This is a genomic window from Frigoribacterium sp. CFBP 8759 (assembly GCF_014841655.1).
Taxonomy (GTDB): domain Bacteria; phylum Actinomycetota; class Actinomycetes; order Actinomycetales; family Microbacteriaceae; genus Frigoribacterium.
The window spans coordinates 962277-982490 of sequence record NZ_JACYUH010000001.1 but is presented as its reverse complement, the minus strand read 5'-3'; the positions used below and the strand labels follow the sequence as shown (position 1 = coordinate 982490).

The following is a 20214-nucleotide window of genomic DNA, read 5'->3' as shown; positions in this document are numbered from 1 at the left end:
GAGCCTAGCGACGGGCGCCGACATCGGGGCCGGTGCTGTTCGCCCGTAGCGTCACGTCACGCGATCGGGCCCCCGAGCCGGTAAGAATGGCCCATGAGCTCCGTGCGGACACCCGACCCCGACCCCAATCCCGGCTGGCTCTCGGAGGACGAGCTCTTCCAGGCGCGTCAGCACCTGCCGATCCTCTACGTCGAGGCCGTGCCCGTGCGGACCGACGGCCTGGGGGTCGTGACCGAGGTCGGGGTGCTGCTCCGCGCCTCCGACGAGGGGTCGATCTCGCGCATGCTCGTGTCGGGCCGGGTGATGTACGGCGAGAGCCTGCGCACCGCGCTGTTCCGCCACCTCGAGAAAGACCTGGGGCCGATGGCCTTCCCCCAGCTGCCGCCGTCTCCGGTGCCGTTCCAGGTCGCCGAGTACTTCCCGCTGCCCGGTTCGTCGGTCTACACCGACCCGCGTCAGCACGCGGTGTCGCTCGCGTACGTGGTGCCCGTCACGGGCACGTGCGACCCGCGGCAGGACGCCCTCGAGCTCACCTGGCTGACGCCGCACCAGGCCGCCTCCGACGAGGTCGCCGCCGAGATGGAGGGCGGGCGCGGCACCCTGCTGCGCAGCGCCCTCGCCTCCGTCGGCGCCCTGCACTAGCGCCCCTCGCAACACCCCGGACGCGGCGTGACACCCTCGGATCTCGGGGTGTCTCGCCGGTTCGGGGGTGTCGCCAGGCGCCTCTCCACAGGCGAGGAGGCGCGGGCCGCGTCCCTGACGGCGCTCGGCCAGGCTGGACCGATGCGCGACACGTCAGGCCTGCTCATCCGTCGTTCCCGGCTCGTCGACGACGGCGTGGATGCCTCGTCCATCGAGCGGGACGCGCGACGTGGCCTCGCGGTGAGGCTCGCCGCCGGCGTGTACGTCCGGACGGACGACTGGCGGTCGCTCGGCCCGGCGTCGCAGCACACCGCCCGCGTGCACGCGGTGCTGCCCCGGCTCGGACCGGACGCCGTCGTCTCCCACGAGTCCGCCCTCGCCGTCCGGGGGTTTCCGCTGCTGGGCGAGTGGCCTCGGAGGGTGCACGTCGTGGCCCGTCAGCGCGTTCGCGACAAGGTGACCGGGTCCGTCCACCAGCACGCGGCGCCCCTCGGCGACGGCGAGATCGACACGGTCGACGGGCTGCCCGTGGTGGGTGCCGCCCGAGCGGCCGTCGACAGCGTGCGCCGGCGCGACCTGCGCGGGGCGACCGTCGTGCTCGACCACGGGCTGCACGCGGGTGCGTACGACCGGTCCGCACTCGAGGCCGCCCTGGCCGCACGGCCCGGGGTGCCCGGGCGTCGTCGGGCGGCGGTCGCCGTCGCGTTCGCCGATGGGCGGTCCGAGTCGCCGGGTGAGTCGCTGAGCCGGGCGGGCATGAGGGCCGCCGGGCTCACGGGGCCCGTGTTGCAGGCCCGGTTCCCGGTGACGGGCCCCCTGATCGGCTTCGTGGACTTCTGGTGGCCGCAGTTCGGCGTCATCGGCGAGTTCGACGGCGAGGTGAAGTACCGCGACGAACGGATGCGGGCCGGGCGCAGCCCCGAGCAGGTCGTGATCGACGAGAAGCGGCGCGAGGACGATCTGCGGGCGCTGCCCGGCGTGCGCACGGTCGTCCGATGGACCTGGGGCGACGCCCTGCGCGCCGAGCCCATGGTGCGGGCCCTCGCGCGCGCCGGGGTGCGCTGAAGGTGCTGGCAGCGCAACACCCCCGAACCGGCGTGACACCCTCGGATCAGAGGGTGTCACGCCGGTTCGGGGGTGTGGCAGCGGGTCGGGTCAGCGACCGCCGCGCTGGCCGCCGCCGGTGCGGGCCTTGCCGCCCACGAGGCCGCCGACCTTGAGCGAGCCGGGACGGCCGCCCTCGGACGAGGCGCGTCGTCCGCCGCTGCGCTGGCCGTCACGCTGGCCGCCCTCGCGCGAGCCGCCGAGCGACGCGGCGAACTCGGCCTGGTCGTTGCGGACGGCGTTGGTGCGGCTCTGGCCGCCGTCGCTCTGGGTGCCGCTGCTCTGGGCGCGGCGACCGGTCTGGCGGGTGCCACGGGTCTCGTCGCGAGCACCGTCGCGCGTGCCACGGGCGTCGTCGCGGACGGGCGTGGACGAACCGCGGCCCGACTCGGTCGAGTAGAAGGTCGAGGCGCCACCGCGGGGAGCGGCGTCGCGGCGTGCGCCGTCGCGGCCACCCTGGCGGCCGCCGTCACGCGAGCCACCCGAGCGACCGGCACCGGCACCGGCGCGACCGGCGTCGGAACCGCGACCCGCGCCTCCTTGGCTGGGGCGACCCGAACGGTCCTGGCGGGCGATGGGGTTGCCCTGCGAGTCCTGACGGGCGGCGCGCTTGCGCTGGGCGTTCGCGCCCTGCGAGCGTCCGCCGCCACCCTGCTGCTGCTGGACGGCAGCCTTGGGCGAGGGCTTGACGTAGGCGGCGACCTGGCCGACGAGGGCGTCGACCTCGGGCGAGTTCGGCGTCACGGCGGTGATGGTCGGGCGGATGTCCGCCTTCTTCATCAGCTGGGCGACGTCGCGCTTCTGGCTGGGGATGACGAGGGTGACGACGTCGCCCTCGGCTCCGGCGCGGGCGGTGCGGCCCGAGCGGTGCAGGTACGCCTTGTGCTCGGTCGGCGGGTCGACGTGGATGACCAGCTCGATGTCGTCGACGTGCACGCCACGGGCGGCGACGTCGGTGGCGACGAGCACGCGGGCCGAACCGTCCTGGAAGGCGGCGAGGTTGCGGTCGCGCTGCGGCTGCGACAGGTTGCCGTGCAGGTCGACCGAGGGGATGCCCGACTCGGTGAGCTTCTTGGCGAGCTTCTTCGCGTGGTGCTTGGTGCGCATGAAGAGGATGCGACGACCCTGGCCGCTCGCGAGCTTCTGGATGAGCGCGTTCTTGCTGTCGACGTCGGGCGTCTCGAAGACGTGGTGGGTCATCTTGGCGACGGGCGAGTTGGCCTCGTCGACCGAGTGCAGCACCTCGTTGTGGAGGAACTGCTTGACCAGCTTGTCCACGCCGTTGTCGAGGGTGGCGCTGAAGAGGAGGCGCTGGCCGTCGTTCGGGGTGGCCTTCAGGATGCGCGTGACGCCGGGCAGGAAGCCCAGATCGGCCATGTGGTCGGCCTCGTCGAGCACGGTGATCTCGATCGCGTCGAGCTTGACGAAGCCCTGCTTCATGAGGTCTTCGAGGCGGCCGGGGCAGGCGATGATGATGTCGACGCCGGCCTTGAGGGCCTGCACCTGACGGTTCTGCGAGACGCCGCCGAAGATCGTGGTGGTGCGCATGCCGTAGGCCTCGGCGAGCGGGGCGAGGACGGCGTCGATCTGCGTGGCGAGCTCGCGGGTGGGGGCGAGGACGAGGCCGAGGGGGCGTCCGGCGCGGCGGTTGCCGCCGGCCAGCTTGCCGCCGAGGCGTGCGGCCATGGGGATCGAGAAGGCGAGGGTCTTGCCCGAGCCGGTCTTGCCGCGGCCGAGGACGTCGCGGCCGCCGAGGGTGTCGGGCAGCGTGTCGACCTGGATCGGGAACGCGGTGGTCTTGCCTTCGGCGGCGAGCGACTTCACGATCGGGGCGGGCACGCCCAGCGAGCTGAAGGTGACGGCGTCGGCCGTCTCGTCGACGCTCGTGGCGCCGGTGGTGTTCTCGGTGTCGAGGGTGTTCGTTGACATGTGGTGCACCTTTCGGGGCATCGGTGTCGAGCCGGGCCGAGGCTGCCTGGCCGCCTGCTGGTGAGGGGGCACGTCGGGGACGTGCTCGCACGAGGGCGGGGCAGTGCCGGGAGGACGGCTGTCGTAGCCGGGCTCGAGGTGTGGCGACGGTGCAGGTGTGCACGATCGTTTCGCCGCAGAGTGAGCTTCGCGCGCCTGCTGGTCTGCCTGGGTGTGTGCCAGGACGGAGAGGCGGTGAGGGGCGTGCTACGACGCAGGGAGCCGATCGGGCCGGCTCGCAAGTGACCCCAGCCTAGCGGCTGGCGCCGGAAAACGCGACGGGTGTGGTGTGCACGGCCGTGCGGGGCGCCGCGTGGCGGTGCCGGGGACGAGCCGAGGAGGCGCGGGTCGTCCCCTCGGGACGCCTCGCCCCCACCGCGCCTCCTGACGTCCGACCTGCCTCCGCTACGAGAACAGGCGCCGGATGGCCTTGCCCAGCGCCGTGCGTCGGCGGTGCCAGCCGTGGGCCTCGAGGGTGCGCTTGACCGGGCCGACGACCTTCGCCGAGTTGAACGTGTACGAGCCGCTGGCCGAGCCGCGCTGCCGCTCGACGCCGATCTCGGACCTCTTGTACTCGGAGGTCTCGGGGATCAGCGTGATGCGCAGCCGGTACGACTGCTCCCGGCTGCCGAACGGCCCCGACGCCTTGTCGTAGACCCAGGTGAAGACGATGCGTCCGCCCTCGATGCTCGTGGTGAAGGGATGCTCGGGTCGCGAGCCGAGGTCGAGCAGCGCCTGCGTCACGACCTGTGGGCGCGACGGGGTGGTGGGCGGCGTCGTCGGGGTCATGATCCGACGCTAGTCGACGTGTCCGCGAGGATCGACCTGTCGTTCTACCGGCCGGACGACGTGGTTGGCTACACGTCGGGGGCGCGAGGGCCGCGGCTCCGGGGGCACGCACCGCGGTCCCCTCCTCGTCCGGAAGGTCTGCAGCCATGCGCACATCGACAGTCGTCTCGAGCGTGATCACCGCCTCCGTCCTGGCGACGGCCCTGGCCGGCTGCACCGCTTCGGCCTCGATCGACCGGACCGTGTCGTCCAGCGCCTTCGCCACCACGGTCGCCGACGCCCTCGAGAAGGAGGTCGGCACCCGCCCCGACGTCGACTGCGGCGACGACGCGGTCTCCGTCGTCGACCAGGCGGAGGTGCACTGCGACGTCAGGACCCCGGGCTCCGACGTCGTCTACGACTCGGTCTCTGTGATCCGCACGGACGGCGGTGACGACTACGGCGTCGCGGTGGAGGTCGACTCCGAGCCGAAGGGCTAGGCGCGCGTCCGCCCGCGGGGTTCGAGCGGTGCGCGCGTCCGCCCGCGGGGATCGAGCGGTGCGCGCATCCCCCGCGGGGTTCGAGCGGTGCGAGCGACCGCCCGCGGGCCCCGATCAGTGCGCGCGCCCGTACCGTTCGCCGACGGGGATCTCGACCGCGACCGTGTTGCCGGGCTGGGCGAGCGGGCAGGCCCAGGCGGGGTCGTAGGCGCAGCTGGGGTTGTACGCGAAGTTGAAGTCGAGCACGATCGTGCCGGGTTCGCCGCCGGCGCCGAGGTCGGCGCCCTTGACCGAGTCGATCAGGTAGCGCCCTCCGCCGTAGGTGCCGCCGGGCTTGCCCGCCAGCGCGTCCTTGACCGGGATGAACAGGCCGCCGGCGTACTGCGCCAGCTTCCACACGTCGAGGCTGCCGACGCCGGGCACGTCGGCCACGCCGACGAGGTCGAAGAGCACGTCGCCGTCGGTGCCGGTCTCGACCACCATGCGTCGCGGTTCGGCCGGCTCGACCGACACCTCGAAGCGCCAGGCCGGGTCGTACGGCTTCGTCGGCAGGCCGGTGAAGTCGGGGCGGTCCTCGGGCAGCAGCGGGGTCGAGGGGTGCGTCGAGAACAGCTCGTCGCGGGTGCGTCGCCACAGGTCGTGCGCCGCCGCCAGGTCGGTCGCCTCGCGCACGTCGCGGTAGAGCCCGTGGATCGTCCGCCGCCACGAGGCGATGTCGAGCGCTCCCTGGGCGGGCGTCGGGGCGGAGCTGTCGGCGGCGTCGGCCGTGGCCTCGGCAGAGGCGTCGACGCCGGTGTCGGCGGTGGTCTCACCGGTGGACGAGGAGGTGCGGGTCGGGTCGGTCACCTCTGCCACCGTACGCAGGCGGTCGCCCCGCCGCCCGTGGCTCGCTCACAGGCAGGTCGCCCGTCCACAGCTCGCCGTCCCGGCCGCGGCGGACGGCGCTCCCTGGCTACGCTCGCCCCATGACGACCGACACCACGACTCCCGACCCCACCGTCACCCCGGCCGACCTGGCGCGGTTGCACCGCGCCATCGAGGTCGCGCAGCAGGCTCGCGACCACGGCAACCATCCCTTCGGTTCCCTGGTGCTCACGGCCGACGGAGACGTGGTCGAGGCCGAGAACACGGTCGTCACCGAGGGCGACCCGACGGGCCACGCCGAGACGAACCTCGTCCGGCTCGTCGCGCAGCGCTTCGACAAGCCGACGCTCAAGGCCGCGACCCTCTACACGAGCACCGAACCGTGCGCGATGTGTTCCGGAGCGATCCACTGGGCCGGCATCGGCCGGGTCGTCTACGCGCTCGCCGAGCAACAGCTGCTCGGCATGGTCACCGAGCAGGAGGGCGAGGCGACGCTCGACCTGCCCTGCCGCGAGGTCTTCGCGCGTGGGGGAGGCGCGGTGTCGGTGTCGGGGCCGGCCCTCCTCGACGAGGCCTCGGCCGTGCACGCCGGCTTCTGGGGCTGACGCGGAGCGCTCGACCTGCGACGGCCGACCCGCGACGGCCAGCCCGGCACGGTCGACCTGCCACGGCTGAGTGCTGCTGCGGACCGCGGCGCGGGTCAGACGTGCTTCGGGTGGGTCGACGCCCCGCGCCAGGTCGGGGCGAGGGCCTTCATCCGCAGGGCGCGCCACTGCCAGGTCGCCCAGAGCCCGGGCCAGAGCACGAGGCCCAACGGTCCGGCGTGGAACTCGAGCCGGTCGCGCAGCAGCGTGTGGCCCGGACCGTCCGGCACGACGGCCATCCGGTGGTTGATGCGCATCCGGGCGAACTGGCCGCTCGTGCCCCGTCCGGTGTCGCGCTGGATCCACGCACCGTCGCGCTCGTGCCAGTCGAGGTCGACGTGCGTGCTGCCGAGCGGCAGGACGCCGAGGATGCTCGCCGACACCGGGTGCGCCTCCTCGGTCCAGCGGTCGGGGAAGCCCGACGGCGACTCGGACCGGTAGACCACCAGCGGCTTCGTCACGGCGACCATGACCCGAGGGTCGCGCAGGGCGTCGGTCGCGACATCGACGGGGCAGGCGAGGCGGAGCTTGAGCTGCACGTGCATGCTCCGATCCAACTCCCGCCGCCTGATCACACGTCACGTCGCGTCACGCACGGGCGGCGTCCGAGTGCGGCTGCCTACGCTGGTCGGATGAGTCCGCACGGCCAGCAGAAGTACCAGGTGAGGTTCGACCACGGCGTGGCCGGAGCCGCCCGCATCGCCCCGGGCGCGCACGTCCTCGTCGTGGTCGACGTGCTCGACGGGCACGGCACGCTGACGCGGGACGAGACCGTGCGCGTCGTCGCCGGTCTGCCCGAGGTCGCGAGCGGGGCCGACGTCCTGGTCGTCACCGGCGCCGGGGCGGCACCCGAGGTGGCCCGGCACGTGGTCGAGCGTCAGGCCCGACGAGGCGACCGTGCCCTCGTGGCGATCGTCGCCGCGGGGGCGGTCGACGCGGACGGGTTCCGGCCCGCCGTCGAGGACCAGCTCGCCGCCGGAGCGGTGGTCGACGCGCTCGCCGCGGTCGGCATCGACTTCTCGTCGCCCGAGGCCGCCGTCGCCTGCGCCGCCTCCGGGGCGCTCGCCCGGGCCTCGTCGCACCTGCTGACGGCCTCGGCCTCGGCGGCCGAGCTGGTCGCCACCGACCGAGGCGACGTGGTCGACGCGGCCCGCGCCTCCTCGTCCTCTGCCGCCCTCGCCGTCGTGGCCCCGTCGGGCTCCCGAGGGGAATTCACCCCCTCGGCGTAGCGTTGCGGCCAGAGCGACCCGAACGTCGCCCCGACCGCAGGAGGAACCATGAAGGCAGTGCTCACCGACGGAACCGTCGTCGCCGAGGCCCCGAGGGACGAGCTGATCTCGATCGAGGGCAACTGGTACTTCCCGCCCGCGAGCGTCAACTCCGACCTGCTGACCGAGAGCCCCACCCAGTACCACTGCCCGTGGAAGGGCGACACGCAGTACTTCAGCGTCACGTCGGGCGACGACCTGCTACAGGACCGTGCCTGGAGCTACCCGACCCCGATCCCGACCTCGTTCGACCGCGTCGGCAAGGACTACTCGGGCTACGTCGCCTTCTGGAAGGACGTCTCGGTCGTCGACTGACCGACCGTCGCCCGTCGCCCGTCGACCCCGCACCTGTTACGCCGCCACGAAGTAAACAGCCCGCCACGCGATTACTTGGCGGGTTGTTTACTTCGTGGCGGGGAGAGCGTGGCGGGGAGAGCGTGGCGGGGAGAGCGTGCGGGGTGCCGGGTGGCACGCCGGGTTGGGTGCCTGCGCGGAGGCTGAGCGGGTCAGCGGGCTCGGGCGGTGGCCGAGCGGGCCGGACAGGGTGGCCGAGCGGAGCGGCCGAACACCGTGCGCGACTCCGACCTCGGCCGTGGGAGGCTCAGCCCCTCGCGACCCGGGCCCGGTGCGCCCGCACCTTGGCCCGGTTGCCGCACCGCTGCATCGAGCACCAGCGGCGGCTGCCCGCGCGCGACTCGTCGAAGAAGACGAGCCCGCACGCCTCGTTCGTGCACCGACGGAGGCGCGAGTCCGGTCCGCCGACGAAGCCCACGGCCGTGAAGAGGGTCACCGCGTCGCGTGCGACCGACGCCATCGCCTGCCCGAGCCGCAGGCGCCCGGCCCCGGCCTGGCGTCGTCCGCCCTCGAGCGACGGTGGGACGTCGGGCAGGGCCGCGAACAGGTTGAGGGTGTCGACGTCGTCGGGGTCGGTCGAGGTGCCGTCGGCCGCGGCGACCGCGAGCCGGGCGACCGCGTCGCGCAGGCCCCGGGCGTCGGCGAGCTCGCGGTCGCCGGCCGAGCCCGCGATGCCGTCGAAGCGCTCGCCGATCCAGTCGTCGAGGTCGGCGGGCAGCAGGAGGCCGTCCCAGGGGGTCGACCCGTCGGCGGGCAGGTCGAGGCCCGACTCCGGGCCGAACCGCGACCCGGCACGGAACCCGCCGAGGTACGCGAAGTCGAGGCTGAGCGCGCCCGAGTCGAAGAACCACCGGGTGTCGGTGTCGGATCTGAGCCACTGTCCGGTCTGCACCTGACCACCCTAACCGGTTACGCGCCTCTCGACGGCCCTCGTTCCGCCCGGACCCGCCCCGGGAGGCGCGGTGTCAGACCGCGCGCTTCGTCCAGGTGATGAGGTGGGCCGGGTCGTACCGCCGCGAGCACTTCCCGCAGGCGAGGGGTCGCGCCGGTTGACGGTAGCGGTAGTGCTCGTGCCCCGCCGGACAGACCCCGACCCACGGGGCGAGCTCGCTGGCGATGGCTCCGTCGTGCAGGCGTGAGCCGACGTAGCCCAGGTCGGTGGCGACGGCCTTCCACCGGGGACCGTGACCGGCGCGGGAGCCGGCGAGAGCGTGGGCGACCTCGTGGAGCAGCACCTGGTGGATCTCGTCGTCGTCGTAGCGGCCGGCGAGGTGCCGCGAGACCGTGATGCGCTTGGTCGTGTAGTTGCACAGGCCCGCGCGCGTCTTGGCGTTGTCGAAGCCGAAGGTCCACACGGCGGGGTCGAGGTGCAGGTCGATGAGCGCGGCGGCCCAGCGCCGCACCCGGTCGAGGTCGGCCACGTCGAGGTCAGGAGGCGCGGGTCAGCGCCGCGGGAACGGCCAGGTGGTGGGCTCGTCGTCGCGCGGGAGGCCGTCCACCACGCCGGTCACGCCGGTGCCGCCCGTGCGGGGTCGCTCCCCGGTACGGCCCTCGTCGGCGCCGCGACGCTCGGCGTCGCCCCGCCGCTCGGCGTCGAACTCGTCGGAGTCGCGGTCGCGGTGACCCGCGGCACGCTCGGCGAGGTGGCTGATCTTGCCCCAGAGCCCACCGTCGCGTGGTGCGGCCGGAGCCGTCGCGGCGACCTTCTCGGCGCGGGCGGCGGCGGCCTCGGCCACCGGCGACGCGGCGGCCTCGTCGGGCATGGACTCGGGGTCGAAGCTGATCGCGGCGGTGCGCGCGGCGTCCATGGGCTGGCGGGCGGGGACGGCCTCGGCCCCCGCGCCGTCGCCGGCGGCCGCGGCCGCGGTGCCCGCGGGCACCTCCGGAGCAGAAGCCGGGGCGGGAGCGGACGCCGGCGTCGACGTGGGCGCACCACCGTAGAGCGAGGCGATGCCGTCGAAGCGGGGCACCTGGGTCCGGCCCTGGGATCGGGCCGGGGCAGGGGCCGACGTCGGCGACGCGGTCAGGGGCTGGAGCGGCACCGGGTTCGTGTCACCCACGGCCGGGGCCTCGAGTCGTGGCTGCGGGCCGGTGTCGCTGAGGTAGGCGCGCATGACGCCCTCGATCGCGACGCGCAGGCCGTTCGTCCGGTCGCGCGGGGCACCGGACGCCTCGTACGCCTCGAGCGCCTTGGCCAGGGTCTCGCGCGCCTCTTCGTTGCGGCCCAGGTCGTAGAGCGTGTAGCCCTCGAGCTCGGCGGCGGCGGCCTCGAGCTCGCGCCATTCTTCGGTGGCGGCCGTGATGCGGCTGGTGTGCAGGTCGTTCAGTGCACGGTCGAGCTTGCCCTGCTCGCGGAAGATGTGGGCCCGTCGGATGCGGGCCGCCGTCGAGTCGGCCCGGTCGCCGGTGAAGTGCGCCAGACGGAACGCCTCTTCGGCGATGGCCAGGGCTTCGTCGAGGCGGCCGAGCAGGCGCAGCAGGTCGGCGCGCTCGCCGAGGGCGGCGGTGCTGCGGCTCTGGCCCAGGGCGGCGAGGCGGGCCTCGGCGACGGGCACGTCGACGGCCGTGCGCAGGCTGACGGGGTCGAAGCCGCCGGCACCACCGGTCCCGCGCACGACGGGCGCGGCGAAGCCCGGCGGCACGGTCTGGGGGCGGGCGCTGCCGGGTGCTGTCGTGTCGGGTCGGTCGTGCTGGCTCATCGAGTACGAGGGTAACCGCCCGGCCCCCGAACAGGCCGCGCGGCGCGCAGCGTGTGAGCGAGTGTCGGGGCCGGTGTGCGGAACCCGGCCCGCGCCTCCTGGGGTCGGTGCGCGGAACCCGGCCCGCGCCTCCTCCGGTGGCGCCCGCCGGGTCAGGGGGCCGGGGTGAGGGGGACGCTGACGATGCGGTCGTCGCCGGCGCTCGGCGTGCCGCGCCCGTCCGTGTTGTTCGTCACGAGCCAGAGGGTGCCGTCGGGACCGGGCAGGACGTCGCGGATGCGGCCGAGCGACCGGTCGCCGGCGAAGAGTTCGGTCGGCACGGCCTCGGAGCCGGGCGCCACCTGGATCTCGAACAGCTTCTCGCCGCCGAGCCCGGCCAGGTAGAGCGTCGTGCCGACCGCCGTGAGGCCGCTCGGGCTGGCGTCGTCGGTCGACCACTGCAGCACCGGGTCCGCGAAGCCCGCGACGTCGCCGCGCCCCTCGACGTCCGGCCAGCCGTAGTTCGCCCCGGGCTCGAGGGCGTTGAGCTCGTCGTAGGTGTTCTGCCCGAACTCGGCCGCCCAGGCGGCGCCGGTGGCGTCCCAGGCGATGCCCTGCGGGTTGCGGTGGCCGAGCGAGTAGACGAGCGACCCGGGTTCGGGGTTGTCGTCGGGCACGCCGCCGATCGCGGTCGCACGCAGCACCTTTCCGCCGAGCGAGCCGGGGTCCTGGGCGTTCGGCCGCTGGTTCGCGTCGCCCGTCGTCACGTACAGGGCCCCGTCCGGGCCGAACGCGATGCGGCCGCCGTCGTGGTTGCTCGCCCTGGGGATGCCCGTGATCACCGTCTCCTGCTCGCCCAGGCCGTACGAGCCGACCTCACCCGTGATCGGCGCGCGCACCACGCGGTTGTCGTCGGCGGTGGTGGCGTAGGCGTAGAGGTACGACGGCGACCCCGCGAGCACGGCCAGGCCGAGCAACCCGCCCTCGCCCTCGTGCACGACCCCGCCGATGGTGCCGGCCTCGCGCGTGCTGCCGTCGGCGAGCAGTTCGAGCACGGTGCCGGTGTCGCGCAGGCTGACGAACGACGACCCGGTGTCGAGTCGCACGACCGACCAGGGGGCGGCCAGGTCCGTGGCGACGTCGGTCGTCACGGCGTCGGCCGCGACGGTGACGGCGGTCGCGTCGGTGGTCGGCGCGACCGGGCCGGGTCCGGCGGCGGCCGTCGGGTCGGTCGGGGTCTCGGACGCCGGACGCGTGGCGGCCGGGCCGCCCGAGCCCGGGGCGTCGTCCCCGGTGGTGCAGCCGACGAGCAGGACGGCGGTGACCGCCGCCATCGTGCCGACGGCGAACCGGTGCCGTGTGGTGCGGGGTGTCGGGATCATGATCGCGCCTCCTGCGTCCCAGGCAAGCCGATGGGCGCGACGGCCGCATCGGTCGTCACCACACCGTGACCGCCTTCGCAGCCCGTGCCCAGCCGAGGGGCGAGCCGGTGCCCAGCCGAGAGGCGAGTCGGTGCCCGGCCGACGGGCGACCCCGTGCCCAGCCGACGGGCGACCCCGTGTCCTACCGTCGGCGGGTGGCTACGCGCGGGGGCTCAGCTCGGCGCGCAGCGGCCAGTCCTGGCCCTCGAGGATCAACTGGGCGCCCGCTCCGGTGCGCACGTTGACCACGATCGGCGCGAGCAGGTTGACCGTCATGCCGGTCGACGCGGGCGTCGCGACGACGAGCAGCAGGGCGTCGGCGGCGTCCTGCAGGTCGAGGGTGGCGGACTGGTCGTCCGACACGACGGGCGAGTAGTCGGGCAGGTGCACCGACGCGTCGAGCACGAACAGTCGCACCTCGGACCCGCTCGCCCGCAGGGCGAAGAGCCCGTGGGCGCCGTCGATGCGCTCGAGCGAGAAGTCGGTGAGCGGCTCGAGACCGAACGGAGGCGCGACGAACGTGACGACGGAGCCCGCGACCTCGCGGGCGGCGTTCGCGCTCATCGGAGGAAGTCCATCAGCGTGGGCTGCAGCACCTTGGCGGTGACCGCGAGGGCCGCCTGGTACGAGGTGTTCTGCATCTGCAGGTCGAGCACGGCCTCGCCGAGATCGAGGTCCATGATGCCGGCGCGCTGCGCCTCCAGCGTGGTCTTGGTGTCCAAGAGGATGTCCTCGGCTCTCAGGATCTGGGACTGTCGTGCCCCGATGTCGGACTGTACGCCGCGCACGGCCGTCAACCGGGCGTCGACCTCGGTGAGCCGCGTGCCGACGTTGACGCCGGCCCGCAGGTCGGTGGCGATGCGGTCGAGCATGCTGAAGACCGAGTCGGCGCCGGTGCCGAAGGCGGCGGCTCCGTCGGCGTCGACGCGCACGTCGGTCTCGACGCCGATCTGGCGGGTGACCGACGAGCCCGGGGTGCCCGTGTAGCTAAAGTCGGGGCGGAAGGCGACGCCCGCGTCCGACGTGCCGGCGAAGACGCTGCGGCCGTTGTACGAGGTGTTCGCCACGGCGAGCAGGTCGGCCTTGAGGCCGTCGATCTCGGTCGCGATGGCGTCGAGGGCGGGTTGCGACAGCGCGCCGGTGTTGGCGCCCTGCACCGTGAGGTCGCGCACCTTCTTGAGCACGTCGTCGGTGGACGACAGCGCCGAGTCTGCCAGCGAGAGCCACCCGTTGCCGTCGCCGACGTTGCGGGAGAACTGCACGTTGGCCGCCTGCTCGGCCTTGACCCGCAGGGCGTCCGCCGTGCCGGCCGGATCGTCCGACGGCTTCGAGATGCGGTCGAGGCTCGCGGCCCGCTGCTGGGCCTGGTCGACCCGGTACGAGCTGGTCTGCAGGTTGCGCTGCGCGGTGAGCATGGCCATCTGGTTCGTGGTGCGGGTGATCATCGGTTACCTCCCGACCCGTCCCATGCCGTTGATCAACGTGTCGAGCATCTCGTCGATCGCGGTCATGACGCGGGCCGCGCCCTGGTAGGCGTGCTGATAGGTGAGCAGGTTGACGTTCTCCTCGTCGAGGCTGACCCCGGCGGTCGAGAGCTGGCGACCCTTGGCGGACGTCGCCGCGAGGTCGGTGAGGGTCGAGCGGTCGGCCTCGGTGCGGGCCGTGGCCCCGATCGTGCTGACGATCGAGCCCCAGGCGCGGTCGGGCGATCCGGTCGAGAGTCCGATCCGGCCGACGGCGCGGGCGATCGACCCGTCGAGGGCGCCTCCCGTGCCGTTGCCCGACGCGATGGTCGAGGCGCCGGTCGGCAGCACGGTGAGGCCGCGCGCCGCGGGCACCCCGGCGGTGAGGGCGAAGAAGTCGTGGCCCGTGGTGCCGTCGGCGGTCGTGCCCGTCGCGTGCACGGCGTTCACCTGGGTGGCGAGCTGGGTCGCGAGGGCGTCGTAGCTCGCGGCGGCCTCGGCCAGCACCCCGCCGGTGCCGCCGGGCGCGGCCGGGGCGAGCACCGACAGCGAACCGGCGATGCTGCCGCCGTCGAGCGAGATCGGGTCGCCGGCGCGGTGGGTCCACTCGAGCGAGACCCCCGAGGAGGCGGTGGCCAGCGTGTAGTCGCCGGTCACCTTCACCTGGCGGGCCGAGTCGCCCGACACGAGGGCGTTGCCGCCGACCAGGACGTCGACCGTGCCGTCCGCGTTGTCGCGCACCGTGCCTCCGGCGAGCGTCGCGATCTTCTCGGTCAGTGCCGAACGGGCGTCCACCAGTTCGTTGGTGCTGACGCCCTGCTGGGTCGCGGTGCGGATGCGCACGTTGAGGTCGGCCACCTGGGTCGCGGCCGAGTTGAGCTGCGAGGCGAGGCCGTCGAGCTGCTGACGCTGCGAGGTCCACTGGTCGTCGACGGCCTTGTAGCCGGTCGAGAGGGTCTGGGCGATCGTGTTCGCCTGGCCGAGCAGGACGGCCGCGGGGGCCGCAGCCGAGGGGTCGTTCGACACGTCCTGCCAGGCGGACCAGAACTTCGTCAGCTGCGAGGCGATGCCGGTGGTGCTGGGCTCGTTCAGGGACGACTCGAGGGCGGCCGTGACCGACGCCCGCACGCCCTGGTAGCCGGCTGCCCCGGCGGCGCCGCGGACCTGGGCGTCGGCGAACCGGTCGCCGATGCGGGCGATGCCGTCGACCGACACGCCCTGTCCGGGCTGGACGCCGTTCGAGAACACGCCCACGCGGGCGGCCGCCTCGATCGAGGACTGCGTGACCCGTTGCCGCGTGTAGCCCTCGGTGTTGACGTTGGCGATGTTCTGGCCGACCACGTCGAGCCCGGTGCGGGCCGCGGTCAGCCCGCGGTAGGCGGTGGCCAGGCTGCCGAAGGTGCTCACCACGTCAGAGCCGCCCGTCGAAGAGGTGACCGCCGGAGGCGCTGGCCGAGCTCGCGTGACCGGTCTGGCCCGTCGCGTCGTACGTCGCGGTCGCGGGGCCCGTGGACGCGGTGGCCAGGGTCTCCTGCGTGGCGCGGGCGGCGGCCCGCAGGAAGCGTTCGTTCTCGTCGCGCAGCTGGGCGATGCGCCCGGTCAGCTCGGTCATGGCGCGGAGGTGGGCGGTGAAGATCTCGCCCCACGGGCCGGACGGTGCCGCGGAGATGATCTCGCGCAGGGGGGCCTCCTCGTCGGTGCCCCACTCGCGGGCGACGGCCGACACCTCGACGCTGCGCTCGAGCCCCGCGGAACGGAGGCGACCGAGCACCTGCTCGACCTCGCGCGTGGCGTGGTCGACCCAGCGGCTACGGCCCGCGGTGAGCAGCAGTTGCTCCTCCTCGAGCTTGAAGGTCAGCAGCTCGAGCAGCTCGCGCTCTCGCCAGAGCAGCGCGGAGAGTTCGTTCGCGCCCATGGGGGCCTCCTCGGTCGGTCGCATCGGGGTGTCGGGTTCGTCGTCCGTCGGCGAGGAGTGCCCGGCGTCCTCTGCACCGGTGACTATCGGCGGAGGCGCGGGGCCCGTTAGTCATCGGCCCGAACCCTGCACCTAGCCTTAAAGCACCGCTCGGAGGAAGGGGCGTTCCGACCCAGTACGGGGGTGGGGGCACGAGGTGTGTCCCCCGAAGAGATGACGGTCGTTCCCCCGCACTGGGGGCAGTCCCGGCCTGCCGCCGCCCCCCTCCGGCTCGGTAGCGTTGCAGAGCAGCGACGGGCCCCCGACGGGTCGGTCGCCACGCATCATCTGCGGTCCGGACGACGTCTCGTCCGGTGCACCGCGCCTCCTCGGCGAACCCTGTCGACGTGCCCTGATCAGAGGGCCGTTCGTCGCGCCCGGAGTCACGATCACCGGACCACGAGGTCCCCTATCGCACTGGGAGTCGCGATGAACCGCACCGAACGGAACGCCATGGTGGTGGAGAACCTGCCACTGGTCGGCTACCTCGTCTCGGAGGTGTGCGCCCGCGCCACCCACCTGTCGCGTGACGACCTCGCCTCGGTCGGTGCCGTCGCCCTCGTCCAGGCCGCCGACGCCTTCGACCCCACCCTCGGCATCCCGTTCGGCGCCTACGCCCGCACCCGCATCGTCGGCGCGTTCGCCGACGACATGCGCTCGGGGGACTGGGCCAGCCGCGGCACCCGCAAGCGCATCAAGGAGACCCTGGCCGTCCAGGAGGCGCTCACCGCGACCCTGGGACGCGCCCCGAGCGTCGACGAGATCGCCGGTGCCCTCGGCGTCGACCGCCAGACGGCGGCCGGTGCCCTGACCGACGCGGCCCGGACCGTCTCGGCCCTCGACGACACCGTCGCCGACCACCTCGCGGCCGACCTGCCGCTGCCCGAGGAGAACCTGCTCGTCTCGGAGCGCAGCCGCTACGTCGCCGCCGCGGTCGAGGCCCTGCCCGAGCGCATGCGCCTGATCGTCGAGGGCGTCTACTTCGGCGACCGCACGGTCACCGAGATCGCCGACGAGCTCGGCATCACCCACAGCGCCGTCTCGCAGCAGCGCACCGAGGCGGTCCGCCTGCTGCGCGACGCCCTCGAGTCGCACTACGCCGACGACCCCGACGCCGAGTTCACGCCGGTCTCGAAGACCGCGCCGGCCCGCCGCAGCGCGTACCTGTCGCGCGTCGCGACGAACGCCGCCGTCGGCATCGCCCGCGCCATGCGCGAGCCCGACGCCGCCGGCATCAGCACGGCGGTCTGAGATCGCCTGAAAAAACTTCTGCGGCTGACTTACAGCCGCGGTCGACCGGCCGACAGTAGCCGGTGTCAGCCCACGGATGGGCCGACGAACACCACCCAGTCACGGAGGAGAACACCATGGGTATGCAGATCAACACCAACCTCGCGGCCAACAACACCTACCGCAACCTCAACAGCACGCAGAACGACCTGTCGAAGAGCCTCGAGAAGCTCTCCAGCGGTCTTCGCATCAACCGTGCCGCTGACGACGCGGCGGGTCTCGCGATCTCCGAGGGCCTGCGCTCGCAGGTCGGCGGACTCACGGTGGCCGCACGTAACGCCCAGGACGGCATCTCGGTCGTCCAGACCGCGGAAGGCGGCCTGACGGAGGTCCACTCGATCCTCCAGCGTGTCCGCGACCTCGCTGTCCAGTCGGGCAACGACTCGAACAACGCCGACGCTCGTACGGCGATCCAGACCGAGGTCACGGCCCTCGGCGACGAACTGACCCGCATCGGCAACTCGACCAACTTCAACGGAATCGACCTGCTCAACAGTGCCGGCTCGCTGACGTTCCAGGTCGGAGCCGGCTCGACGGCTGCGAACGACCAGATCTCGGTGAACCTCACCGACATCACGGCCGTCGCGACCGCCGTCAAGGCGCTCACGTTCGACTCGTCGGCCAACGCCCTCACCTCGATCGCCGCCATCGACACGCAGATCAAGGACGTGTCGTCGGCTCGTTCGGAGCTCGGTGCCGTGCAGAACCGCTTCGAGCACTCCATCGCGTCGACCAACGTCGCGAAGGAGAACCTCACGGCGGCTCAGTCGCGCATCCGCGACGTGGACATGGCCGAAGAGATGGTCAAGTACACCCGCTCGAACGTGCTCAGCCAGGCCGGCACCGCGATGCTGGCCCAGGCGAACCAGAGCAGCCAGGGCGTGCTGTCGCTCCTCCGCTAGTCGTAGCCGAGGAGGGTCCCGTGCTCCCAGCCCGGGCCTGACCCACCACCTCACCGCGGTTCGAGACCGGGTGGCCTCGACGGTGCAGCTGATCCTGCACCGTCGGGCCACCCGGTCTCAGCGCTCCCCCCCACTTCGATCTGCCCCACGGTCCGACCCGGACACCCCACCTCGACAGGAGCACCTGATGGCCTCGCTCGGCATCGACGGCCTCGTCAGCGGGCTCGACACGACCACGCTCATCAACACGTTGATGCAGTCCGAGGCCGTGCCCCAGACGATCCTGAAGAACAAGGCCACCGTCGGCCAGACGCTCGTCACGGCCCTGCAGGGGCTCAACACGAAGATCGCCGACCTCGCGACCCTCGCGACCTCGACCGCCAAGGCGGGCTCGCTCTCCCTCTTCACCCCGACCAGTAGTTCGACGGCGGTGACGGCCACCACCGCTCCCGGTGCCGTCTCCGGCTCGGTCGACCTCGTGGTCGGGGCCACCGCGTCGTCCAAGACCGCGGTGACTGCGGCGATGACGGCGTGGCCCGACTCGCCCGCGACGCTCACCTTCGTCTCGGCCGCGGGCACGAGGACCGAGGTGACCGCCGCCTCCTCGTCGCTCGACGACGTCGTGACGGCGATCAACGCCTCCGCCGCCGGCATCTCGGCCGTCAAGGTCGCCTCGGGCAAGGACGCCTCGGGTGCCGTCCAGTACCGTCTCCAGCTGTCGAGCCAGAAGAGCGGAGCCGAGGGTGGCTTCGACGTCTTCCGCGGCACCACCGCCGACGTGGCCGCCGGCACCGCCCCCGACCTCATCGCCCAGCCCGGCGCCGCCGTGATCTCGCAGGCGCGCGACGCCTCGATCACCCTCTGGGCGGGCACGGCGGCCGAACAGGTCGTCACGAGCAGCAGCAACACCTTCACCGACGTCCTGCCCGGCGTCTCGGTCACGGTCTCGGCCACGACGACCGAGCCGGTGCACCTCGCGATCGCCCGGGACGCGACCGCCGCCACCAAGGTCGCCACCGACCTGGTCGCCGGCGTCAATGCCGCGTTGAGCCTGATCAGCACCAGGAGCGCGGCCACCACCACGACCAACGCGTCCGGCGTGACCACGGTCACCGCGGGCGTCTTCGGTGGCAACTCCACCACCCGTGGCATCACACAACGCTTGACCGACTCCGTGCTCAGCCCCGTCGACGGGCAGTCGCCGAGCGTCATCGGCATCTCGATCGACGCCAAGACCGGCCAGTTCGCCGTCGACGCCACGAAGTTCGCCGCCGCCCTCGCCGCCGACCCGGCCAAGGTGCAGGCGACGATGAGCGCCATCGCGGCCCGGGTCGCCTCGACGGCCACGGCCGTCTCGGACAAGTTCGACGGTTCGCTGACGAAGACCATCACGGGGCAGCAGTCGGTCGTGAAGGACCTCAACAACCGCGTCAGCGACTGGGACGACCGTCTCTCCGCTCGCCGCGCGAGCCTCCAGAAGACCTACTCGGCCCTCGAGACCTCGCTCAGCGCCCTGACCGCGCAGCAGAAGTACATCTCGAGCCAGCTCGCCAGCCTCTCGACGAGCAGCAGCTGATGGACGCCACCTCGTTCGCCGCCTTCGCCGCGGCCTCGGCCGGCCCCTCGGCCGTCGTGCAGAAGCAGCGCGCCCAGTACACGAGCGACGCCGTGCTGTCGGCGACGCCCGTCCAGCTCGTCACGATGCTCTACGACCGCCTCATGCTCGACCTGTCACGTGCCGAGGCCGCACAGGTCGCCGCGAACTGGCCCGCCGCCTCCGAGCAGTTGCTGCACGCCCAGGCGATCATCGCCGAGCTGTCGTCGTCGCTCAAGATCGACGTCTGGGACGGCGGCGAGGGCCTGCTCGCCTTGTACACCTACACGTCGACCGCCCTGGTCAACGCCAACGTGCACCGTGACGTCGCGCAGACCCGCGAGGTCGCCGGGCTGCTCGAGCCCCTGCGCCAGGCGTGGCACGAGGCCGCGGCCTCGCTGCAGGCCGGCGCCGCCTCGTCGGTCCCCGGCCTGGCCGGAGGCGTCGGTGTCGCCTAGGACCGAACGGACGCACGCCGCCTGGCGCGCGGCCCTCGACGAGTTGGAGGCGCTGGTCACCGAGGCGGACGCCTCGCTCCCCACGGGTGACGGCGACCCCACCGCGCTGCCGACTCCGGCCCGCCGCTGGACGCCGCCCGTGGGGCTGGGTCCGCTGCCGCAGGAGTTGGCGACCCGCGCCTCCTCGTTGGCCGAGCGCCAGCGCGACGTCCTCGGCCGTCTCGAGGCCGCCCGGGTCGCCGTGCTGCAGCACCTCGGAGCCGTCCGCACCGTCGAGGCGTCGCACGAGCCCTCGCGCCCGGTCTACCTGGACGCCACCGGCTGACCCCGCCCCGCTGACCC

Annotated in this window: 23 protein-coding genes; 11 read left to right on the top strand and 12 right to left on the bottom strand. The window is 73.3% G+C overall.

The annotated features are described in order from the left end of the window. The first annotated feature begins 93 nt into the window (after positions 1-93). Both IFT79_RS04600 and IFT79_RS04595 read left to right on the top strand, forming a co-directional pair. Complete coding sequence (locus IFT79_RS04600) at positions 94-642, top strand: NUDIX hydrolase family protein (protein ID WP_056043756.1); 549 nt, start codon at positions 94-96, stop codon at positions 640-642. A gap of 141 nt (positions 643-783) precedes the next feature. Then, positions 784-1707, top strand: a complete 924-nt coding sequence (locus IFT79_RS04595) for a type IV toxin-antitoxin system AbiEi family antitoxin domain-containing protein (protein WP_192123000.1) — start codon at positions 784-786, stop codon at positions 1705-1707. Between the two features lie 90 nt (positions 1708-1797). Here IFT79_RS04595 and IFT79_RS04590 read toward each other — a convergent pair whose 3' ends face one another. Continuing rightward, the gene (locus tag IFT79_RS04590) at positions 1798-3675 is read right to left on the bottom strand and encodes a DEAD/DEAH box helicase (RefSeq protein ID WP_199859387.1); all 1878 of its coding nucleotides are present in this window, start codon (positions 3673-3675) and stop codon (positions 1798-1800) included. 444 nt (positions 3676-4119) lie between these two features. Beyond that, complete coding sequence (locus IFT79_RS04585; protein ID WP_192122998.1) at positions 4120-4503, bottom strand: hypothetical protein; 384 nt, start codon at positions 4501-4503, stop codon at positions 4120-4122. A 146-nt stretch (positions 4504-4649) separates the two neighbouring features. On the opposite strand from IFT79_RS04585, the gene IFT79_RS04580 reads away from it, so the two are divergent. Beyond that, positions 4650-4982 carry a hypothetical protein gene (locus tag IFT79_RS04580; RefSeq protein ID WP_192122997.1) on the top strand — a complete coding sequence of 111 codons (333 nt, stop codon included), beginning with the start codon at positions 4650-4652 and terminating at the stop codon, positions 4980-4982. A 114-nt stretch (positions 4983-5096) separates the two neighbouring features. Here the strand turns inward: IFT79_RS04580 and IFT79_RS04575 are convergent, their stop codons facing one another. Continuing rightward, positions 5097-5696 (bottom strand): DUF1684 domain-containing protein, encoded by a 600-nt coding sequence (locus IFT79_RS04575; protein ID WP_446718852.1) that lies wholly within the window; start codon positions 5694-5696, stop codon positions 5097-5099. 251 nt (positions 5697-5947) lie between these two features. Here IFT79_RS04575 and IFT79_RS04570 point away from each other — a divergent pair, with 251 nt between their 5' ends. Continuing rightward, on the top strand, positions 5948-6451 hold the full coding sequence (locus IFT79_RS04570) for a nucleoside deaminase (RefSeq protein WP_192122995.1): 504 nt from the start codon (positions 5948-5950) through the stop codon (positions 6449-6451). Positions 6452-6546: 95 nt separating this feature from the next. On the opposite strand, the gene IFT79_RS04565 is transcribed toward IFT79_RS04570, so the two are convergent. After that, positions 6547-7035 (bottom strand): hypothetical protein, encoded by a 489-nt coding sequence (locus tag IFT79_RS04565; protein ID WP_173153562.1) that lies wholly within the window; start codon positions 7033-7035, stop codon positions 6547-6549. 87 nt (positions 7036-7122) lie between these two features. Between IFT79_RS04565 and IFT79_RS04560 the strand changes: the two genes are divergently transcribed. After that, entirely contained in the window at positions 7123-7719 is a 597-nt protein-coding gene (locus IFT79_RS04560) for a hypothetical protein (protein ID WP_192122994.1), read from the top strand. Between the two features lie 48 nt (positions 7720-7767). Continuing rightward, on the top strand, positions 7768-8073 hold the full coding sequence (locus tag IFT79_RS04555; RefSeq protein ID WP_056043735.1) for a DUF427 domain-containing protein: 306 nt from the start codon (positions 7768-7770) through the stop codon (positions 8071-8073). A 286-nt stretch (positions 8074-8359) separates the two neighbouring features. Here the strand turns inward: IFT79_RS04555 and IFT79_RS04550 are convergent, their stop codons facing one another. The 8 genes from IFT79_RS04550 to IFT79_RS04515 form a co-directional block, all read right to left on the bottom strand. Next, complete coding sequence (locus tag IFT79_RS04550; protein WP_192122993.1) at positions 8360-9004, bottom strand: CGNR zinc finger domain-containing protein; 645 nt, start codon at positions 9002-9004, stop codon at positions 8360-8362. A gap of 73 nt (positions 9005-9077) precedes the next feature. Then, positions 9078-9533, bottom strand: a complete 456-nt coding sequence (locus IFT79_RS04545) for a SprT-like domain-containing protein (protein ID WP_056043729.1) — start codon at positions 9531-9533, stop codon at positions 9078-9080. Between the two features lie 21 nt (positions 9534-9554). Further along, complete coding sequence (locus tag IFT79_RS04540; protein ID WP_192122992.1) at positions 9555-10811, bottom strand: hypothetical protein; 1257 nt, start codon at positions 10809-10811, stop codon at positions 9555-9557. 152 nt (positions 10812-10963) lie between these two features. Next, complete coding sequence (locus IFT79_RS04535) at positions 10964-12172, bottom strand: PQQ-dependent sugar dehydrogenase (RefSeq protein ID WP_249407727.1); 1209 nt, start codon at positions 12170-12172, stop codon at positions 10964-10966. Between the two features lie 198 nt (positions 12173-12370). Then, positions 12371-12775, bottom strand: a complete 405-nt coding sequence (locus IFT79_RS04530; protein ID WP_123571326.1) for a flagellar assembly protein FliW — start codon at positions 12773-12775, stop codon at positions 12371-12373. Further along, the gene (gene flgL, locus IFT79_RS04525) at positions 12772-13656 is read right to left on the bottom strand and encodes a flagellar hook-associated protein FlgL (protein WP_192122991.1); all 885 of its coding nucleotides are present in this window, start codon (positions 13654-13656) and stop codon (positions 12772-12774) included. The genes IFT79_RS04530 and flgL overlap by 4 nt, the downstream gene beginning before the upstream one ends. Before the next feature lie 3 nt (positions 13657-13659). Then, positions 13660-15084 carry a flagellar hook-associated protein FlgK gene (flgK, locus tag IFT79_RS04520; protein ID WP_342211762.1) on the bottom strand — a complete coding sequence of 475 codons (1425 nt, stop codon included), beginning with the start codon at positions 15082-15084 and terminating at the stop codon, positions 13660-13662. 1 nt (position 15085) lies between these two features. Beyond that, positions 15086-15589: a flagellar protein FlgN gene (locus IFT79_RS04515; RefSeq protein ID WP_056043714.1), complete on the bottom strand. Its 504-nt coding sequence runs from the start codon at positions 15587-15589 to the stop codon at positions 15086-15088. Between the two features lie 468 nt (positions 15590-16057). On the opposite strand from IFT79_RS04515, the gene IFT79_RS04510 reads away from it, so the two are divergent. From IFT79_RS04510 to IFT79_RS04490, 5 genes are all read left to right on the top strand, one after another. After that, complete coding sequence (locus IFT79_RS04510; protein ID WP_056043710.1) at positions 16058-16879, top strand: sigma-70 family RNA polymerase sigma factor; 822 nt, start codon at positions 16058-16060, stop codon at positions 16877-16879. A gap of 116 nt (positions 16880-16995) precedes the next feature. After that, positions 16996-17820, top strand: a complete 825-nt coding sequence (locus tag IFT79_RS04505) for a flagellin N-terminal helical domain-containing protein (protein ID WP_274598573.1) — start codon at positions 16996-16998, stop codon at positions 17818-17820. Between the two features lie 187 nt (positions 17821-18007). Then, complete coding sequence (gene fliD / locus IFT79_RS04500) at positions 18008-19396, top strand: flagellar filament capping protein FliD (protein WP_123571323.1); 1389 nt, start codon at positions 18008-18010, stop codon at positions 19394-19396. Then, the gene (fliS, locus tag IFT79_RS04495) at positions 19396-19872 is read left to right on the top strand and encodes a flagellar export chaperone FliS (RefSeq protein WP_192122990.1); all 477 of its coding nucleotides are present in this window, start codon (positions 19396-19398) and stop codon (positions 19870-19872) included. The genes fliD and fliS overlap by 1 nt, the downstream gene beginning before the upstream one ends. Then, on the top strand, positions 19862-20197 hold the full coding sequence (locus tag IFT79_RS04490) for a hypothetical protein (RefSeq protein WP_148053688.1): 336 nt from the start codon (positions 19862-19864) through the stop codon (positions 20195-20197). The genes fliS and IFT79_RS04490 overlap by 11 nt, the downstream gene beginning before the upstream one ends. Positions 20198-20214: the final 17 nt, after the last annotated feature.

Coding starts and splice junctions, on each gene's coding strand:
- IFT79_RS04540 (WP_192122992.1), bottom strand. CDS start 10,811: ATGAGCCAGCACGACCGACCCGACACGACAGCACCCGGCAGCGCCCGC.
- fliS (WP_192122990.1), top strand. CDS start 19,396: ATGGACGCCACCTCGTTCGCCGCCTTCGCCGCGGCCTCGGCCGGCCCC.
- IFT79_RS04530 (WP_123571326.1), bottom strand. CDS start 12,775: ATGAGCGCGAACGCCGCCCGCGAGGTCGCGGGCTCCGTCGTCACGTTC.
- fliD (WP_123571323.1), top strand. CDS start 18,008: ATGGCCTCGCTCGGCATCGACGGCCTCGTCAGCGGGCTCGACACGACC.
- IFT79_RS04505 (WP_274598573.1), top strand. CDS start 16,996: ATGGGTATGCAGATCAACACCAACCTCGCGGCCAACAACACCTACCGC.
- IFT79_RS04510 (WP_056043710.1), top strand. CDS start 16,058: ATGAACCGCACCGAACGGAACGCCATGGTGGTGGAGAACCTGCCACTG.
- IFT79_RS04600 (WP_056043756.1), top strand. CDS start 94: ATGAGCTCCGTGCGGACACCCGACCCCGACCCCAATCCCGGCTGGCTC.
- IFT79_RS04590 (WP_199859387.1), bottom strand. CDS start 3,675: ATGTCAACGAACACCCTCGACACCGAGAACACCACCGGCGCCACGAGC.
- IFT79_RS04560 (WP_192122994.1), top strand. CDS start 7,123: ATGAGTCCGCACGGCCAGCAGAAGTACCAGGTGAGGTTCGACCACGGC.
- IFT79_RS04515 (WP_056043714.1), bottom strand. CDS start 15,589: ATGGGCGCGAACGAACTCTCCGCGCTGCTCTGGCGAGAGCGCGAGCTG.
- IFT79_RS04585 (WP_192122998.1), bottom strand. CDS start 4,503: ATGACCCCGACGACGCCGCCCACCACCCCGTCGCGCCCACAGGTCGTG.
- IFT79_RS04555 (WP_056043735.1), top strand. CDS start 7,768: ATGAAGGCAGTGCTCACCGACGGAACCGTCGTCGCCGAGGCCCCGAGG.
- IFT79_RS04565 (WP_173153562.1), bottom strand. CDS start 7,035: ATGCACGTGCAGCTCAAGCTCCGCCTCGCCTGCCCCGTCGATGTCGCG.
- IFT79_RS04570 (WP_192122995.1), top strand. CDS start 5,948: ATGACGACCGACACCACGACTCCCGACCCCACCGTCACCCCGGCCGAC.
- flgL (WP_192122991.1), bottom strand. CDS start 13,656: ATGATCACCCGCACCACGAACCAGATGGCCATGCTCACCGCGCAGCGC.
- IFT79_RS04595 (WP_192123000.1), top strand. CDS start 784: ATGCGCGACACGTCAGGCCTGCTCATCCGTCGTTCCCGGCTCGTCGAC.
- IFT79_RS04580 (WP_192122997.1), top strand. CDS start 4,650: ATGCGCACATCGACAGTCGTCTCGAGCGTGATCACCGCCTCCGTCCTG.
- IFT79_RS04535 (WP_249407727.1), bottom strand. CDS start 12,172: ATGATCCCGACACCCCGCACCACACGGCACCGGTTCGCCGTCGGCACG.